At 66.8% G+C, this 18,177-nt stretch carries 15 protein-coding genes; 6 read left to right on the top strand and 9 right to left on the bottom strand.

Going from position 1 to position 18,177, the window contains the following annotated elements; genetic code table 11:
• Nucleotides 1-172 precede the first annotated feature (172 nt).
• Nucleotides 173-1,141, bottom strand: coding sequence for a hypothetical protein (locus tag Q0283_RS16490; protein WP_298045678.1), 969 nt, complete (start codon nucleotides 1,139-1,141; stop codon nucleotides 173-175).
• A 135-nt stretch (nucleotides 1,142-1,276) separates the two neighbouring features.
• On the opposite strand from Q0283_RS16490, the gene Q0283_RS16485 reads away from it, so the two are divergent.
• Nucleotides 1,277-1,690, top strand: coding sequence for a hypothetical protein (locus Q0283_RS16485; RefSeq protein WP_298045677.1), 414 nt, complete (start codon nucleotides 1,277-1,279; stop codon nucleotides 1,688-1,690).
• A 223-nt stretch (nucleotides 1,691-1,913) separates the two neighbouring features.
• A complete protein-coding gene (locus Q0283_RS16480) occupies nucleotides 1,914-2,375 on the top strand; it encodes a hypothetical protein (protein ID WP_298045676.1) in 462 nt (153 codons plus the stop codon).
• Nucleotides 2,376-2,449: 74 nt separating this feature from the next.
• Here Q0283_RS16480 and Q0283_RS16475 read toward each other — a convergent pair whose 3' ends face one another.
• Nucleotides 2,450-3,757, bottom strand: coding sequence for an Nramp family divalent metal transporter (locus tag Q0283_RS16475; protein ID WP_298045675.1), 1,308 nt, complete (start codon nucleotides 3,755-3,757; stop codon nucleotides 2,450-2,452).
• 38 nt (nucleotides 3,758-3,795) lie between these two features.
• Nucleotides 3,796-4,764, bottom strand: a complete 969-nt coding sequence (locus tag Q0283_RS16470) for a dihydrodipicolinate synthase family protein (protein ID WP_298045674.1) — start codon at nucleotides 4,762-4,764, stop codon at nucleotides 3,796-3,798.
• A gap of 228 nt (nucleotides 4,765-4,992) precedes the next feature.
• Between Q0283_RS16470 and Q0283_RS16465 the strand changes: the two genes are divergently transcribed.
• From Q0283_RS16465 to Q0283_RS16455, 3 genes are all read left to right on the top strand, one after another.
• The gene (locus Q0283_RS16465; protein WP_298045673.1) at nucleotides 4,993-6,027 is read left to right on the top strand and encodes a LacI family DNA-binding transcriptional regulator; all 1,035 of its coding nucleotides are present in this window, start codon (nucleotides 4,993-4,995) and stop codon (nucleotides 6,025-6,027) included.
• A gap of 138 nt (nucleotides 6,028-6,165) precedes the next feature.
• Entirely contained in the window at nucleotides 6,166-6,372 is a 207-nt protein-coding gene (locus Q0283_RS16460; protein ID WP_298045672.1) for a tautomerase family protein, read from the top strand.
• Between the two features lie 177 nt (nucleotides 6,373-6,549).
• A complete protein-coding gene (locus Q0283_RS16455; RefSeq protein WP_298045671.1) occupies nucleotides 6,550-7,674 on the top strand; it encodes an IS30 family transposase in 1,125 nt (374 codons plus the stop codon).
• Nucleotides 7,675-8,190: 516 nt separating this feature from the next.
• Here the strand turns inward: Q0283_RS16455 and Q0283_RS16450 are convergent.
• The 6 genes from Q0283_RS16450 to Q0283_RS16425 all read right to left on the bottom strand — a co-directional run bounded on the left by Q0283_RS16450 (nucleotide 8,191) and on the right by Q0283_RS16425 (nucleotide 15,605).
• Nucleotides 8,191-9,576: an ethanolamine utilization protein EutH gene (locus tag Q0283_RS16450; RefSeq protein ID WP_298045670.1), complete on the bottom strand. Its 1,386-nt coding sequence runs from the start codon at nucleotides 9,574-9,576 to the stop codon at nucleotides 8,191-8,193.
• A gap of 39 nt (nucleotides 9,577-9,615) precedes the next feature.
• Nucleotides 9,616-10,884 (bottom strand): D-arabinono-1,4-lactone oxidase, encoded by a 1,269-nt coding sequence (locus Q0283_RS16445; RefSeq protein WP_298045669.1) that lies wholly within the window; start codon nucleotides 10,882-10,884, stop codon nucleotides 9,616-9,618.
• A gap of 113 nt (nucleotides 10,885-10,997) precedes the next feature.
• The gene (locus Q0283_RS16440) at nucleotides 10,998-12,500 is read right to left on the bottom strand and encodes an aminobutyraldehyde dehydrogenase (protein ID WP_298045668.1); all 1,503 of its coding nucleotides are present in this window, start codon (nucleotides 12,498-12,500) and stop codon (nucleotides 10,998-11,000) included.
• 344 nt (nucleotides 12,501-12,844) lie between these two features.
• The gene (locus Q0283_RS16435) at nucleotides 12,845-13,567 is read right to left on the bottom strand and encodes a cache domain-containing protein (RefSeq protein ID WP_298045666.1); all 723 of its coding nucleotides are present in this window, start codon (nucleotides 13,565-13,567) and stop codon (nucleotides 12,845-12,847) included.
• Nucleotides 13,568-13,569: 2 nt separating this feature from the next.
• Nucleotides 13,570-14,346, bottom strand: a complete 777-nt coding sequence (locus Q0283_RS16430) for a FadR/GntR family transcriptional regulator (protein ID WP_298045664.1) — start codon at nucleotides 14,344-14,346, stop codon at nucleotides 13,570-13,572.
• Nucleotides 14,347-14,711: 365 nt separating this feature from the next.
• On the bottom strand, nucleotides 14,712-15,605 hold the full coding sequence (locus tag Q0283_RS16425) for a LysR family transcriptional regulator (protein WP_298045663.1): 894 nt from the start codon (nucleotides 15,603-15,605) through the stop codon (nucleotides 14,712-14,714).
• Nucleotides 15,606-15,721: 116 nt separating this feature from the next.
• Between Q0283_RS16425 and Q0283_RS16420 the strand changes: the two genes are divergently transcribed.
• Nucleotides 15,722-18,121, top strand: a complete 2,400-nt coding sequence (locus tag Q0283_RS16420; RefSeq protein WP_298045661.1) for a penicillin acylase family protein — start codon at nucleotides 15,722-15,724, stop codon at nucleotides 18,119-18,121.
• The last annotated feature ends 56 nt before the right edge of the window (nucleotides 18,122-18,177 follow it).

Here is an 18,177-nt window from a genome sequence, read left to right as displayed (position 1 = left end):
CGGCCGGCCCGCCCCGGGGGCCGAGGGCATCAAGGGCTCGACCAACGCCCACTGCTCCATTAAGAGACACTCCCTAGCGCATCGAACCTGGCCGAACTCCAGACCACGGTCATCGGCATGCTCAGCCACTGCCCCTACGGCCCACGCACCGGACCAACCTGACAAAGCACTACTAGGGCAGGGGGTCTGCCGTCTCGGTGCGGATCTGAAGGTCGGAGACGTCCGGCCAGGCGGTCAGGAGGCCGATGACCTCCTCGTAGTCCATGTCGCTGTCCGGCCCGAAAGTCTCGTCGGCGACCATGATGGACAGTGATCCCAGACGGCCCTCGTGGATCTGCAACTGGATCTCGAACACCGCACCATCCAGCGTGAACCGGGCCGTGACCGGCCAGAGCTGGGTGCGGGGGGTGATGCGCGGGGCGTCCTCATCGACGGTCAGATACACATCCGTGGGGAACACCCCGTCCAGGACGTCAGCGGGCAGGCCCTCGGGGACGCCCAAATTCTGTTGCTGTACCGATTCCAGCTGGAGCCGCAACGCCTCGGCGCCAGGAACCTCCGGCCGCAGCAACACGCCCAGGATGGCCCGCACCGCAGGGTCCACCGGACCAAGCGGCGGCTCGTCCTCCAGGCGGTCCGCGTGTTCCTGCAGCGCCCGCTGCAGGCCGCGCAGCTCGGCGCGGTCCGCCGCCCAGCCGGCGGCCACGATCGCGGCAGAGATGCCGGCCAGCCACCACCGCGGCCGGCGCACCCCGCGGGCCGTGAGCCAGTCCACCATCCGGGCGTCGAGGGCCTCGAGCGGGTCGGCCAGTCCCAGGGTGGCGCCCCCGGCGGTTACCCCGATGGAGGCCCGCTGGGCCACGTCCAGCGGGGCGTCCAGGGGCACGGTGGCGGCGGTGTAAGCACCGCTGATCGCCGCCGTCGTGATCCGGTACGCGGCCCGCGCCCCGCCGCCCAGGGTGCGGGGTTCGATGAGCGTCAGGCCACCGATCGCGGCGGCCGAGAGGGCACCGAAGAAGGGAGCAGCTGCAAGCCGGGCCGGTGGCGGGCAGGGCGCGTCGGTGAGGATGGCCGGGTCACTCGGGACGAAAACCCCACGGGACCAGCGGGCTTGGGCAAACCAACCGAAATCCTTGGACATGCCCCGAGGGTATCCGAGGGTAGGCGAAGGAGGCGCAACGGCCCAGGTCCATCGCGAGGATCAGCCGGGGCCGTTGCGCAGTGCTGCGGAGAGTCCGGGGCCGGGCGCCTAACAGTACTTGGTGAGGTCGGTCCGTTGACGCCAGTCACCGGGGTCGAGCGAGACCGTCTATGGGCACAGCCGGACCACGGCTTCGAACCGCACAGCCGGACCCAGGTCGAAACCCACGCATTTATCCTCCTGGATTGGCGACTGCAACATGTTTCGCTGAAGGATCCCCTTACTGCGCGGAGGCTCAGCCGCGGACTCCCGCGCGCTGAAACCTATGCTGGCGGCATGGGATGGCGGAGGCGTGGGCGCCGGGTCTGGATCGTGCAGCAGGACGAGATGCCTGACAATGTCGTCTTGGGGGTGTTCGACGACCCGGGCGAAGCCGATGCGTTCGCGGAAGCGATCCAGGACGAGTTTCCCGGGCATGTCATCATCGAGCAGTTCCCCATCGGCTACAAGTACACCGACGGCTCGGCCCGGTATTCCGATTTCTCATAACCATCCCTCTACGGACAGTGTTGTCGCCACACAGGTGCTTCGGGTGGGCCTTTGCTGAACTCTTAGTACCGCTGTGATCAACGAGATAGCCAAATCCCGGGTCTGCGGCTCTCCGGACTGGTACATAGGTAGAGAGGTAGCTGTATGGTCGGCGGCCGTTTCCTTTGAGGGGCGGGTCGGGTGCATGCGGCACGTCGTACTGGTGGATGGGTCAGGAGTGTTCGTGAAGGTTAATCAGTCGCCGGTGGACTCGCCGCGGGAGTGGGCGGACTCGGTGTCGGCTCGGGTGTTTCCCGCGGTGGCACGGGCTCCGCAGGGGCTGGCGCCGCGGTGGTGGAACCATCCGGTGGCGGTGATGTACGCGACGGTGTTGTGCGCCGCCGCCGTCTTTGCCGCGCCGGTGACCGCCTCCGGAGTGTTGGCCGTGCTCGTGGTGGTGGGCGGCGTCGGCCTGGCCACGGCTGCGGAGATCAACCGGCAGCGTTGGTCGACCAGCCGGTGTCATGCCGAACAGGAGGCCGCGTGGGTGGCGGCCCAGAGCGGATATCAGGTGGCCGCCGACGAGGCGGGGTTGCGTTGGTTGGCCGGTGAGCAGTGGCGGCCGGTGACAGTGGACCATCACCGCGGGTGGTGGCACGCGTGCCTGGATGCCACCGGCGCGTCCTCCGTGGAGGATGCCGCCTGAACGAGGCGTGGCTTTAACGAGCGGGGGTCGGGACCACGATATGGTCCCGACCCCCGCTGGTTTAGACGGCGTGGTTAGCCGCCGAGCAGGCTGGAGGCCAGCCGGTAGCAGGTGGCCAGGATCGCGATGAGTCCGACCAGCCCGAGCAGAGTCTGCCACCAGCGGTTGACGTACTTGCCCATCACGTCCTTGCGGGTGGCCATGATCAGCAGCAGGATCCCCAGCAGGGGGGCGACGATCACGGTCAGGGCTTGGGCGGTGATGATCAGCTGGATCGGGGAGCCCTGAGCCAGGAGGGTTACGGCCAGGCCGAAGGCCAACACCAGGCAGATCATGGCCTTGACCCGGTGCCGGTCGAGCTTGTTGCCCCAACCCAGGGCGTCGGAGATCAGGGTGCCGCCGGCGGTGGCGTTGGCGATCATCGAGGAGAACGCCGCGCAGGTAAAGCCCAGACCGAACACGATCGGCCCGGCCGGTCCGGCGACCGGTTCCAGGACCTTGGCCAGATCGGCCAGGGTCTTGGCCTCCCCACCGGTGGCCCGCAGGGCGGTGGCCGCGGCGACGATGACCAGGATGGTCATGATGCCCGGGGCCACGATCCCGGGGATGGTGTCGGCCAGGGTGGTCGCCTTGTACTGCTCGGGGCGCAGGCCCCGCTCCCGGGACGCGTAACCGGTGTAGAACGCGGCGTTGATGGAGAAGTTGGTGCCGACCAGGGCCACCAGCAGCATCCCGGCCCCCGGTGGCAGGGAGGGGATGAATCCGTCGGCGACCTCGACCCAGTCGGGCTTGGTCAGCACCGCCGAGGCCAGGAACCCAATCGCCATCAGGGCGATGATGGCCAGCAGGCCGCGTTCGAAGACCTTGTAGTAGTTCGGGGCCCAGGCCACGATGGCCACCAGCACGGTGCAGGCCAGTGTCCACAGGGTCGGGGAGCCGCCGAAGACCATGGACATGCCCAGCCCGGAACCGACGGCGTTGCCCACGGAGAACATCAGGGTGATCAAGAAGACCCCGATGCCGGCGGCCACCCCGGTGACCTTGCCCAGGCGCTTCTTGATCATCTGGATCAGGGAGCGGTCCGAGGCCAGGGCGATGCGCACGCTCATGTCGGTGAACCCGAGCATCAGCACGGTGGAGACGGCGATGACCCAGATCAGGTCGTAGCCGTGCAGGCTGCCGGCCTGCACGGCCGAGGCCAGGTTGCCGGGGCCGAACTGCCAGGCCCCCACGATGAACCCCGGGCCCATCAGGGCCAGAGCACCCAGCAACCGGGACCGGGACTTGCGCGGGGCAGGCGGCTGCGCGCCGGCCGCAGTGTGTTCGCCGTCCGTGACGAGGGCGGATCCTCGGCGGGTGGGCTTCTGGGGTCGTGCAGTCACATTGGTCATCGTCGTCTCCACCGTTGGGATTGGGAAGCTCAGACCACGCTGGCGGCCTGGAACGGGCGGGTGGTGGTGTACTGGGCGTCTTCACCGATCAGTCCGGCGTGGGCCAGTGCCGCGGAGATCTCCTCGCGGGCACCTTCTGCCAGCGGCAGCAGCGGCGGGCGGACCACCGCGTTGGGCAGCACCCCGCGCTCGACCAGGCCCATCTTCAGCGCCACGGTGCCCTCCATGTGCGAACCACGGTGGTAGACGGCCTTGGTCACCGGCAGCAGCTTGTCGTGGATCTCGCGGGCGGTGGCGTAGTCCTTGGCCTTGCCGGCGGCGATGAGCTCGATCAGCGGCTCGGGGGCCAGTCCACCGTAGCCGACCAGGGCGCCGTCGACGTCGAACATGGTGTGCAGCAGGTACTCGTCGTGGCAGGTGAGGATCTGCAGCTCCGGGTTCTCCCGGCGCAGCACCGGGATCTCGGTGTCCCAGCGGCGCATGTTGCGCACCCCGTTCTTGGTGGCGAACACCCCGGGCTGGGCGGCGATCTCCAGCTGGGTCTTGAGGTTGTAGGTGGCCTTGGTGGCATCCGGGTACTGGAACAGGATCAGCGGCAGACCCGAACCCTCGTGGATGATCCGGTAGCGCTCCTGCGGGGCGCCGTCCTGGTAGCCGAAGCGCAGCCACCCGTGGGAGGGGTAGACCAGGCCGGCGGAGGCCCCGGCCTCGCGGGCCCGGGCGGCCTCCAGGGCCGCGACCTTGTCCCCCTCCCCGGTGATGCCGGCGACGATCGGCACGCCGCCGGCGGCCTCGACCATGGTGCGGATGACCTCGGTCTGCTCCTCGGCGGTGAGGTAGGTGCCCTCACCGGCGTGACCCAGGCACACCAGGCCCTTCACGCCCGGCACCGAGGCCAGCCAGCGGGTGAGGTTGGCCAACGCGGCGTGGTCGACCTCCATGTCCGGGGTGAAGGGGGTGACGGGGGCGGGGACGAGGCCGCGGAGATCGAGAGACATGATCGGCTCCTTCAGAAGATGAAAACGTTTGCAAGAACGTTTTCAACTATGATGTGAGCCATGGCACATGTCAACACCTCCCCTCAAACTTTTCGTGACCCGGTTCACTCGCGGCGGCCCAGTGCGGTTCTCGACAGCACCCCGGGGGACCCGCCCGATTCTTCTGCTGCCTTGTCAGAGGGCACGCCACCGGTTTTGGTATCGTCCGGGGCATGGCCAAGGACCGTCGTGACTGAGCGCACCGCGTCCAAAGCGGTGACCATTCGCGACGTGGCCCGGGCCGCCGGGGTAAGTATCTCCACGGTCTCCCGGGTGCTGGATGACCGGCACCCGCCCTCGACTTCGCCCTCGGCCGAGCGCGTGCGCGCCGCGGCCACCGAGCTCGGTTACCGCCCGGACGCCTACGCCTCCGGGCTGCGCCGTCAGCACAGCCGCACCGTCGGGGTCCTGGTCCCGCGGTTGTCGGACACCGTGATGGCCATGTTCTTCGAGGAAGTCGCCCGGGCCTGCGCCGCCCAGGCCGGCTTCGCGATCGTGGCCACCACCGAGGACCGCCCCGAGGCGGAGAGGGCCGCCGCCGAAACCCTGCTGCGGCAGCGCGTGGACGGCTTGATCCTCACCACCGCCCGGTTGGATGATCCCTTCGCCGCCGAGCTGCGGACCCAAGGGGTGCCCCACGTGCTGGCGCTGCGCACCGACCACGTCAGCCCCACGGCCGCCGGTGACGACGAACTCGGTGGCTACCTGGCCACCCGCCACCTGCTCGACTTAGGCCACCGGCAGATCGCCCTGGTCGCCGGCCCGTCCTACGCCTCCACCGCCGTGGCCCGGCAGGCCGGGTACCGCCGGGCCATGGCCGAGGCCGGCCTGGCCGACGTGGAGCATCTGATCCACGAGTCCACCTTCGGCATGGACTCCGGTGAGACCGCGGCCCGGGCCATCCTCACCGGCCCGGACCGGCCCACCGCGATCTTCGCCGTCAATGACAACACCGCCATCGGCGTGCTCGCCGCTGCCCAGGCCGCCGGGCTCTCCGTGCCTGATGACCTGTCCGTCGTCGGGTACAACGACATCCCTGTCTCGGCCCGCCTGCCCGTTGCTCTGACCAGCGTCCGGGTTCCCTTCGACCGGATCGCCACCCACGCCGTGGACCTGCTCACCCAGCAACTCGCCGGCACTCTCAGCGCAGAACCGGTCACGGCCACCCCGACACTGATCCCGCGCCAATCCACCGCGCGGCCGCCGGCCACACCAGCCACCTGACAACACACCGGTCGCCCACCCCATACGCCCACCCCATACGCGCACCCCGCCCTTCGGCGACGCCGCCCCAGGTTCCAACCGGGCCAGCGTCCGTCTCGACACGTCGGTCGCCGCGCGCCCCTCAGAACGGAGTTCTCCATGCCCATCGTCACCATCAACATGGTCGCCGGGCGCGACCGCGCCAAGGTTCAGGACTGCCTGCGCGAAGTCGCCACCGCGGTCTCCCGCACCCTCGAGACCCCCCTGTCTTCCGTCCGCGTCCTCGTCAACGAAGTCGACCCAGAACTATGGACCGTGGGTACCACGCTCAAGAGCGAGGAACCCTCCACCGGGCCCAACCCCTGATCCCGCCCAGGACCCCAGGGGCGATACAAGTACGCCGGTTAACAGCACCCCGAACCAGCGATGGCACCGTCCCAATAATGGAACCTTGGGTTCTAACGGTGATTGCAACACCCCGGTTGAAGCGAGATGCGAGACGAGGTGTTGGAGGTGCGATTTGGTGGCTACATGGTTCCCGAAGTGCATCAGAAGTTCTGGGAGGCGATGGCCCGAGGTGAGTTCATCACCGACGCGGCCCAGGGCGCGGGCAGCTACCGCAAGCAGGGGGCCCGGTGGCTCGTTGCCTGTGGTGGGGTCCGTCCCCGGCGGGGCCGGAACCTGAAGGGACGGTGCTTGACGTTCGCCGAGCGGGAGGAAATCGCCCTGCTGCGGGCCCAGCGCCAGGGCGTGCGGCAGATCGCGGCCGCGGTGGGCCGCTCACCCTCGACGATCAGCCGGGAACTGCGCCGCAATGCAGACCGCCACGGAGGCTACCGGGCCAGCACCGCGCACGCGGCCGCCTACGAACGGGCCAGCCGCCCGGAGCAGGCCAAGCTGGTCACCCACCCGCGCCTGCGCGAACGGGTGGAGTCCGACCTGGAGCAGAAGTACTCCCCGGAGCAGATCGCCGGCCGGCTGCACCGGGAGTTCCCCGAGGACCCGGAGATGCAGGTGCACCACGAGACGATCTACCAAGCGCTCTACCTCTCCTCCCGCGGTGCCCTACGGCGCGAGCTCACCCGGCGGCTGCGCACCGGACGCAGCGTGCGCAAACCCGGCCGCAAGGCCGGCCAGCGCAAGAACCGCATCCCGGACCCGGTCAGCATCACCGAGCGTGCCCCCGAGGCCGATGACCGCGCCGTGCCCGGGCACTGGGAAGGCGATTTAATCCTGGGCCGCCGCAACGCCTCGGCGATCGGCACGCTGGTCGAGCGCACCACCAACTACACCATGCTGGTCCACCTGCCCCACGGGTACACCCCCGAACTGATGCGCCAGGCGCTGACACGGAAGATCCAGACCCTGCCCAAGGCGCTGCGCACCTCGCTGACCTGGGACCACGGGACGGAGATGCGCGACTGGAAGCAGATCAAGCTCGCCGCCGACATCGAGGTCTACTTCGCCGACCCGCACTCACCGTGGCAACGCCCGGTCAACGAGAACACCAATGGACTGCTGCGGCAGTACTTCCCCAAGGGCAGCGACCTGTCGGTGCACAGCGAAGCAGACCTCGACGCGGTCGCCGCCGAGCTCAACGGCCGACCCCGCAAACGGCTAGAGTTCCGCAAACCGATCGAAGACATCGGACCGCTGCTGTTGCAATGACCGCCAGAATCCGCCGAACCCCCACCGGACACCCCCACAGCCGATATGGATGAACGGCGGCACGCCACTAGGGGCATCCCGTATGACCCGTCCGGTGGCCTGTGCCGCGGCGGGGCGCCATACGGCACACTCCTGAGGGACCCGCGGCAATCTGAGTAGGGTCCCGACTTGCGTCAATGCAGGTGGGGGCTCTGGACATTTCTGTCCACTCAACACGATGTCATCGCACAGATTTGTCGGCGGGTATACCCGGTTGGACACCCTCGAAAGGATGCGTTCGCCAAATTTTGGCGGTCTGAGGTTAGGGCGACAGTTAGCTGAGGCGCCTGCGCAAGGAGATAACCCGTCGGTGGCCGGACTGCTTCTGGCCGATTCTGCTGAGTTTCGAGTCGCTAACGTCAGCCGGACGCGCTCAGGTCTTGGTGCAGCTCTAACCCGGAGTGTGTTTGAAGGCCGGAAGGCCGGCCCCCCGCCATGATTCGACTGGGGGACCGGCCTTCCGGCCTTACTTCCCGGTTAGGTGACGACCGAGGACGTCCTTTCCTCCGTTGGACTGCCTTGGTTGCCGACGTCCTCGTGCGTGGCTTCGTGGGTTTCCATAGGTTCTTCGCTTCCCGGGGCCCTACTCGCTTGCAGGATAGCTGGGCTGGCCTTCCTACGGATCTCGCCCGGCACGCTGTACTCCCCGGGCTCGATCGTGCCGTCCGCGAGGTCCTGCGCCTCGAGCTTGCGGGTCTCGGGCAGGGAGAGCCACACGGCCAGGACCATGGCCAGCAAGCCAGCGCCGACCTTGCCCACGATGAAGGGAAAGACCATGTTGGGCTGGAAGTTGGCGATGAAGGCCAGGTGGTCACCGAAGGAAAAAGCCCCGCACACCGCGAATGCGGTGCACAGCACCTTGTCCCGCGGGGGCATGGTCTTGATCAGGCGGAACATTGCCTGGATGTTGACCACGCCGGCGATGACACCGGCGGCACCTTCCTCTGTGAAGCCGACCTTCGCTCCCACCACCGTCAGCGGCCGCGCCAGCCAGGTGCGGATGGCGTAAACCAGCGGGAACGCCCCGGCGAGCATCACACCGATGTAGCCGGCGATCTCGAGGGCACGGAACTGGTTCTCCTCGTCCGCGATGAAGGGGTCCAGCCCCCAACCGCCGAAGAGGGTGGAGAAGATCCCGGTGAAGTACTCCACCACGGCCAGGGCCAGACCGATCTTGATTACCCCATCGATGACCCGGCCGAAGACGATGAACGCCTTGACCATGAAGTCGGTGAAGAACCGCAGGCACAGGGCCAGCACCACCATGAAGATGGCCAGCGGCACCAGGTTGAGGAAGATGTCTCCCCACCCCAGGTCGAAAGGTTTCACGGATGGGGCCTCGGTGGAGACCTCCGTGCGCAGGGGCGTCTGCGTCAGTTGGAGCATCAGCGTCGTGGTGAACACGGCCACGGGGATCGTCAGCAGCCCGGACATGAAGCCCAAAGCCATGTATTTGTGGTCCCGTTTGTCCAGCATCGCCAAGCCGACGGGGATGCTGTAGATGATGGTGGCTCCGGCCGTGAGGCTGGTGGCGAAGGCCATCAGCCAGGCCCCGTGGCTGCCGGCGGTCTCGTGCGCGAGCTGATACCCGCCCATGTCTCCGGCGATGATCGTGGTGGCGGCCAGGGATGGGTCCGCGTGGAGCCAGGCATAGACCGGGCCCAGGACGGTGACGACGAACTGGGTCAGATACGGCATGAACACCATGATTCCCGCCACTGGCAGGAAAATGACTCCGATGGAGTAGATGCCTTCCTTGAACTCCCGCCCCAGCCCCTTGTCGTCGTTGACGATCGCCGCAACCGCGCCGATCAGCACGAATGCCATCATGACGTAGATGATGACCTGTCCGATTATTTCCATGACGTGCTCTCGTCCATGTCTTCCAAGAGGGGACGAGGGTTAGCCGACCAGGGACCGGAGGTGGTCGTTGAGGAAGACGCCATGGGGGTCGAACTCACGCCGCACTTGGACGAAGGTGTCGTACTCCGGGAAGGTCTCCATCATCCGTTCCCGGTTCATGAAGTGGATCTTGCCCCAGTGCGCGCGGGCGTCGAAGTCCTGCAGCAGGGAGTCCAGGTCCCGGAGGTAGGGCCAGTAGTCCGTGCCGGGGGCACCGGAGACCGAAAGCACCGTGGTGTCGCGCTTGTAGAAGGGGGAGATGTAGGCATCCTCGCCCTTCACCCAGCGCACCTCCAGGGGATACTTCTGGTCGGTGTGCTTGGTGAGCAGCAGGTTCTGGACGGCCTTGACGGCGTCCAGGCCCACCTCGGCCGGCACGTAGTACTCCAGCTCGTGGAAGGGGATCATGTACCCGCCGGCGTAGATGCGGTAGGCGCGGTCGCGGCGTGCACCCTCAACAGAGGAGAGGCCTGTGGCCTCGTCCAGCTCAGCGGCCCGGTACTTCTTGGTGTAGGTGCGGTTGACCATGGATTCCCCGGCCGGGGTGGGCAGTTCATACATTTCGGCAGAGCCGTCCTCCTGGCACCAGATGAAGGAGTAGTGCCGGTGGTCGCGCACGTTTTCGTCCCAGTGCTTCTCGACCTCATCGAACATCGGGTAGGTGATCTCTTCGATGATGTGGTAAGCGGGGGAGGCCTGCAGTTCGACCTCGACCATGATCCCAAGCGTGCCGATTGCAACCTGGGCGGCCTTGAGTTCGCGGATGTCGTTCTCTCCGACCTCGACGATCTCGCCGTGCCCGTTGATGACCTTGGCCCAACGCACCGCCGAGGAGAAGCTGCCCAGCTCGGCTCCGGAGCCGTGGGTGGCGGTGGCGATGGCTCCGGCGATGGCCTGCTTGTCAATGTCGCCCTGGTTGGTCAGTGACATCCCCCTGGCCCACAGCGACTCTCCGATGTCGCTGATGCGGGTGCCGCCGTACATGCGGACCCGGTTGCGGGCCGAGTCGGTGTCGGTCAGCCCGCTCAGGTGCTGCAGGTCCAGCAGCACGCCGCCGGTCTGCACGATCGGGGTGAAGGAGTGCCCGGCGCCCACGGCGCGTACGGGCAGTCCCTCCTTGATAGCGAAGCGGACCGCGTCGAGGACCTCTTGTTCGGTGCGCGGGCGGATGGTGTAGGCCGGGGTGCAGGACTGGTTGCCGCCCCAGTTGGTCCACTTCTCCTCGGTGGAGGAGGAGATGGGCATGACGGAGTCGAAGGTGGTGGTCATGACAATCCTTTGATCGATGGTGAGGGTGTGGGGATATGTGCCAAGAAGTGTTCTGGTGACCGGTGGTGGCCGATGTCGGGCCGACCACCACCGGAGCTGAGGTGATCGTGCGATCAGCGGGTGTGGTTGAGCATCACGTGCTTGGTACGGGAGAAGTCCTCGAGGGCGTAGATGGACAGGTCCCGGCCGTAGCCGGAGCCCTTGAAGCCGCCCCAGGGAACCTCGCTGGCCAGCACGAGGTGGGAGTTGACCCACACGGTGCCGAAATGCAGTTTCCTGGGCACGTCCAGGCTGCGGGCCGCGTCGCCGGTCCATACCGACGCGGACAAGCCGTAGTCGACCTCGTTGGCCCGGGCGATGGCCTCGTCTTCATCGGAGAAGGTCTCCACGGTCACGACCGGGCCGAAGATCTCTTCTTGGCTGACCTCGGAGCCGCCGGGGACATCCGTCAGCACGGTGGGGGCAATGAAGAACCCGGGCCCGTCCAGGGGGCCGCCGCCGATGGCCGCGGGGATGCCCTGTTGGCGAGCCCGGTCCAGGAACCCGGAGACTCGATGGAAGTGGGCCTCGGAGATCATGGGCCCAATCTCAACGTCGTCCCCGGCGAGGGGATCACCGATGACGAAGGAGCGCACCTGCTCCACGAACAGTTCGGTGAACTGCTCGGCCACGGACTCGTGGACGAGCACGCGGCAGGCGGCTCCGCACTCCTGTCCGGAGTTCCAGTAGCTGGCAGCGCGCAGGGACTCGGCGGCGGCGGCCAGGTCAGCGTCGGCGAAGATCACCACCGGGGCCTTGCCGCCCAGTTCCAGGTGTACGCGCTTGACCGTGGAGCCGGCGGCCGTGGCCACGGACCTGCCGCTGTTGACGCTGCCGGTCAGCGCCACCAGGTCGATGTCCGGGTGCTCGGCCAGGCGTGTGCCCACACTGGGCCCCTGTCCCGTCACGATGTTTAGCACTCCGGCCGGCAGCAGGTCGCTGATGAGCTCGGCGAGCTTGAGGGTGGTCAGCGGGGTCTGCTCCGAGGGCTTGATGACCAGGGAGTTGCCGGCTGCCAGGATGGGGGCGATTTTCCAAGCGGCCATCAGCAGCGGGTAGTTCCAGGGGGTGACAACCCCGACGATCCCGACCGGTTCGCGCAGGATCACCGATGTGTGGCCCTGAGCGTAGTCCCCGGCGGCCATCGAGGTCAGGGCGCGGCCAGCCCCGGCCATAAAGCGGAAGGTGTCCACCGTCCCGGCAACATCATCCTGGGAGGTCGCCAGCGGCTTGCCGGTGTTCAGCGACTCCAGACGCGCCAGCACGTCGGCATGCTCCTCGATGCGGTCGGCAACGCGATGGATCAGATCGGACCGTTCCTTGGGGGTGGTCTGCTCCCAGGCGGTTTGGGCGCGCTTGGCGGCCGCAACGGCGCGATCCACGTCCTCGGCGGTGCCCTCGGGGACTTCGCAGATGACGGACGCATCACTGGGGTTCACGATCTTCGTAGTGGTGGCCCCACTCGAGGAGACGAAGACCCCCTCGATGAAGTGCTTCAGCGGGGGCAGCTCGCCCGAGGCAACGAGCCCGCCCTTCTGGCCTCGTCGGACAGCTGCAGTGGTGAGCGTGGGATTCATGATTCGGTGACTTTCGACGTAGCGACTGGGAGCGACTCGCGTGAGGGTGACGCGCATCACACGCTAATAGTTCTATCTTTGCTTCTTAAAATCAATAGCCTGAGAGCGCGGCTCGTCGACCTCAGAGGCCGAGGCCCCGCTCGGGCATGGAGAGGCAGGTGCCAGCAGGGGCGGGCGCCCTTCCATGTGTGGGCGTGCAGATCCGCACCGCGGGCACGTGGAAGTTACTTAGGGGGGCGGGGCCTTTAGGGCGAAAACCCGCTGCCCCTGGGCCTGGGCACAGTCGGTCCCAGCATTGCCGGTGGCGGATGACCTCCGGGAGAGAGGCCAAGGGCGGTTCGGGCCTACTGCTGGGACTCCATCACCACGAGCTGCCACGGCAACCGCTCGGGATCTTCCGCGCAGAGGGGGAGGACGGAGCGCACCGAGTGGGCATGAGGATCTGCCAGCGATCCGGTGACCAGGCGCGGAGCGGTTGAGGTGATCACCCGGGCGTTCGAGCCGATCAACAGGACCTCGAGCTCGAGCGTCTGCAGCGCTTTAATGAACATCTCTTCCAGCGCCGAGAGGGAGACATCACAGCCGAGGACGTGGGTGCCGTCTGAGGTCTGTGCCGGCACCGTGATGGTCACCGTGTTGACGTCGATGCCGCCCATGTCGACGTAGGGTCCGATGACCATGGGGCGACCGAGTGAGCGCGGTTTCTTGAACCAGTCCCGGCTGGAGTAGTCGTAGAAGCGCAGGGACTTGCGGTTCAAGTCGTGGCTGATGAATCGGGGCGTGCCGTCGACTTGCGTTCGCCACCATTCGATCCAATGGTCCGCATCGGCGAGGCTGCTGGGCTCGTAGGCAATCCCTGCTCCTTCGATGAGGTCTTGTTGGGCGAGGAGGAAGTCATGAAAGTGAGGCGCCAGGAACGAGAAGTCTGACCGAGCTGGTCGCTGGAGCATGCGCCCGGTCTCTGAGGTCAACTGATCGCGAACACTTTCAAGTCCCGTGATGGCCTTGTTGATGCGAGAGGTAAGCGTTTGGGCGACATGGCCTAGGCGGGAGTGCAGCAGGTCCATCGTCAGATCACCTCCGAGGAATCCAGCATGAGTTTCAGGCGACGGGAAATCAGCAATTGGGCCTCTGTTCGGCTATGCAGTGCTGCAGCCGCCGCGGCCGCCACACCATCCCGACGGGAGATGGCCTCCAGGATGTCGGCGTGTTGGCGCACTGCTTCGGCGATGACGTCTTCCTGGTCGTTACCCACCCAGAGCAGGGTTGATAGCTCGGCCTGGACCTGCAGCATGGCTCCGGTCAATCGGCTGGACTGCGCCGCCACTCCGATGGTCAAGTGGAACAGGCCATCGCGGCGCCGTCGCGTCTGGGGGTCGGCGCTGTCTCGGTAGCCTTGGGCAAGGCTCTCAAGGTATGCGAAGTTTTCCTCATCAGCGCGTTCAGCGGCCAGCTGCGCCGACATAGAGCTTACGGCCGCGCTGAGGTCACCCAGGTCGCGCAGGTCTTCCGTGCTGGTGGTGCGAAGTTTCCGTTGCATCTGAGTTCCGGAGACCTCGGGGAGACCTCGCACCACGCTGCCCCCACTACGGCCGCGGCTCGTTTCGATGAGTCCTTTGGTGCGCAACGCGGCGAGGGACTGGCGCAGCGTCTGAAGGGAGATTCCCAGCGCCGAGGCCAGCTCGGACTCCGGGGGCAGGCGGTCCCCGTCAGCCAAGATCCCCATCATGATGGCTGTCTCCAGCTGATGAGCTACCTGCTCCGGACGCCCTAGTCCCTCGGGCTCCGTGCCCCTGAGAAGCACCACTAATTCGATAGCGGAAGAAGACACCGACGCCGTGACCATGCTCTTATCTTCCCGGTTGGCTGAGGCTCACAGTAAACCAGGCCGGCGGAATCGCAGAAACGGCCAGCACGCCACGGCCTGATGGGCAAGCGAATTATCCGCTTCCTCACCGGTCGGCATTCACCGAGCACGTTTCAGTGCAAGGCTGCACACCAAGGCTTAATGAACGCCTGAAGACTCGTTGCGCCCCGCGACGGGGCGCTATATGGCACACCCTCAAAGAGCCCCGCCACTGCCTGACGAGCACCCCGGTGCGCGTCAAGGCAGGTGGGGACGCCGAACACTTCTGTCCACTTAACACCATGTCATGGCACACATCTGTGGAGCGGGTATACCCTTCTTGACACGCCGGAACATGTACATGGCTACGTCTGCCGCGCGGGAGGGGGCGTACTCCATGGTGGTGTGGTTGACATCCAGTGGCTGAAGCTTTGAGCGAGGCTTTGGAGTTCTGTGGCCGCATAGTGCTGCGCGTCCCATGAGGCGTAGAGCGGGCAGAGCACTGGGCGGTCAGCGGCATAGGCGGGCAGTCCACGAAGTCCGAAGCTGACTTGTTCAGTGGCCAGGGCGAGACCATGGTCGTTGGCCGCCAGGCCCTGGGCCACGTAACCGGTGGAGGCGGTTCGGATGGATAGCGGCGTGGTGAAGTCGGCGGTGGCCTCGTCGACGATCACATGGACGCCCGTGCGTGGGGTGATGAGCGAGTCCTTAGCGCATTTTTCCAGGTCGGCGACCGTTTCATCTCCGAATCGAGACTGCATGGTCGAGGGTGTCCCGTAGACCCAGACGACGAGGTGCGCCACGACCTTTTGGCGTCGATGCGGTGGAGGCCGGAAGGTGCTGATTGCCATGTCTGCATCCCGGTCCAACAGGCCGTCCACGTCGGGGGCCCCGACGATGAGCAGGTCCGCGATGGCCGGGTTCGTGTCGACCATGAACGGGGTGATCAGGACTGCTGCTGTGGTGTGCGGGCAGACGATACGCATTGCCGGTTGGCCGGCAAACCGTGTCGTCAGGGTGTCCTCGATCCGGTCGAATCGGGTGAGGACATCACCGCCGAGTTCGTAGAGAGCTTCTCCGGCAGCGGTCATCGCCATGCCCGCGGACGTGCGGTGGAACAGCTTCAGGGACAGCAGCGCCTCGAGCCGTGCGATCTGCTTGGAGACCGCCGGTTGAGTCACGGACATGTGCTGGGCGGCCTGACTGACCGAACCGGTCTGGGCGACGGCGCGGAAATACTCGAGGCTGCGGCGGTCCATATTCCTGGAAGTTATGGGATGCGCAAGAAAGATTCAATAGACAGCATGCCTTTCTGTTGAGAGATTCGTTCGCAAGGCAGTCCACGTGATGCAGGCCACAGCGAAAGGAAGCTCCCATGACCTCCACCTCCGCCCAAGATGTCGTTGCAGCATCCCCGGCCCCGGGGGCGACGGCTGTTCCCGGAGAGTACGCAGTAACCGGCCTCGACCAAGATGTGGAAGTGCTGGTCGACCGTTGGGGAGTGCCGCACATCTATGCGCAGTCCCGCATGGACGCCTACGTCGCCCAGGGATTCCAGGCGGCCCGGGACCGGCTGTTCCAGATCGACTTGTGGCGTCGGCGGGGGCTTGGCCGGTTGTCGGAGGTTCTCGGCCCTGGTCACGTCCCCCAGGACCGGGCCACCCGGCTCTTCCTGTATCGCGGGGACATGCGAGCCGAGTGGTTGTCTTATAGCACCGAGGCGAAGGACATCGTCACGGCGTTCGTCACCGGCGTCAATGCCTTCGTGGATTGGGCCTTGGAGGACCCCGAGGTGCGGTTGCCACCGGAGTTCACCACACTGGGTTATCGGCCGGCCCGCTGGGAGCCGGAGGACGTGGTGAGGATCCGGACTCACGGCCTGCTCTACAACGTGGAGCAGGAGCTCTCCCGCGCTCTCACCGTGCGCGACCTCGGGCCCAAGGCTGAGGAGTTGCGGTCGGTGCGCGAACCGGCCTCGAAGACCACGGGCGCTCCGGACCCGAGCTTGTACGAGCACCTGTCCGATTCGGTGCTGGACGTCTACCGGTTGGCGTTCGCTCCGGTGGACTTCGGTGCCGGCACGGCATCGGAGCAGCCCTCGCCGTCGGGGAGCAACAATTGGGTGGTCGCCCCCTGGAAGTCGGCTACCGGCCGGCCCGTGCTGGCCAATGATCCGCACCGCGCGGTGAATCTGCCGTCGTTGCGATACCTGGCCCATCTCGAGGCCCCTGGGCTGAGCGTGATCGGCGCCGGGGAACCGAACCTGCCAGGGATTTCGATCGGCCACAACGGACAGGTGGCCTTCGGCCTGACCATCTGGGCGGTCGATCACGAGGACCTTTACGTCTACGAACTACACCCCGAGGACGACAACCGGTACCTATACAAGGGCGCGTGGGAGCAGTTCGAGACGGTGGAGGAGCGCGCCGCCGTCGCCGGGGGAGACGACGTGGTCCACACCCTCACGTTCACTCGGCACGGACCGGTCGTACACGTCGACGTCGAGAACCGTCGCGCCGTCACCGTCCGGGCCGTGTGGCTGCAACCGGGCATGGCCCCGTACCTGGCCAGCTTGGAGTACCAGGACGCCGCGGACGCCGATCAGTTCCTTCGGTCCCTGCGCCGCTGGGGTGCTCCGGCGGTGAACATGGTCTACGCCACCAAGGACGGGGATATCGGCTGGCAGGCCAGTGCCCTGGTGCCTCGGCGTCCCGGCTGGGACGGGTCGCACCCTGTCCCCGGGGACGGACGCTACGAGTGGGACGGGTTCGCTGCCGTTGAGGAGCTGCCCTCGGTCCACAACCCCGAGTGTGGGTGGTTCACCAGCTCCAATGAGAACAACCTGCCGGCCGACTACGACAACGACGCGCTGACCACCACCACCGACTGGTACTCCAGCGCCCGGCACGAACGCCTGACGGAATGGTTCACCAGCGGCGAGCCGATCGACATCGACTCGAGTCGACGCATGCAGGCCAATGCGGACAACGTCCACGGGCGGCGCCTGCTCGACCAACTCAAGCTGGTCCAGCCGCAGCAGCACCAGGACGAATGGGTGCAACTGCAGTCCTGGGATGGCACCGAGTCCGTGGATTCCTTCGCCGCGCTGCTGTACCAGGTGTGGCAGCGCCGGCACCTGCGTCCTTGGCTCGTGGACCGCTGTCTGGAACGGCTCGACGTCGATCCCGCGGCGGCCCAGCGGGCCCGGCAGCGGTTGCTGCGCGCCGACACCCTCTTCTCCGACCTCCGTCCGGACCTACGCATGATCGCGATGTTCGACCCGACCAATGAGCAGGACCTCGCGCTGCTCACCGAGGGCGTCGAGCAGACCCTGGGCCAGGCCCTCGCGGAAATCGCGCAGCTGCTGGGTAACGACCCTGCGAACTGGACCTGGGGCGCCCTGCACCGCACCACGCTGCGCCACCCCGTGCTGAGCAAGGCCCCCGACCTGCCGGCGGACTGGGGCAGCCTGCCGCCCGTCCCTCGCGCCGGCAGCGGTGACACGGTGGGCCTGACCGGTTACGACGCCGACTTCAACGCGGTGATGGGCAGTAGCTTCCGCCTGGCCGTGGACGTGGGTGAGTGGGATTCCAGCCGTGTGGTGAACGCCCCCGGCCAGTCCGGGGACCCGCGCTCGGATCACTACGCCGACCTGCTGGAGCTGTGGGCCGAGAACGGGTCCTTCCCGCTGCTGTACAGCCGCGAGGCCGTCGAGGAATCCGTGGACCAGCGGATCGTCTTGCGGGCCGCAACCCCGTCCGGGACCACGGTGTGATGCTTGCGCACCAGCGCATCATGTACCGGCCATCGGGGCAGCCCGCCAGTAGGCCA

The sequence above is a fragment of the uncultured Citricoccus sp. genome (assembly GCF_937871995.1).
In the GTDB taxonomy this organism is placed as follows: Bacteria; Actinomycetota; Actinomycetes; order Actinomycetales; family Micrococcaceae; genus Citricoccus.
Note: the sequence above shows the minus strand (reverse complement) of the source record. Positions and strands in the feature narration are given on the sequence as shown.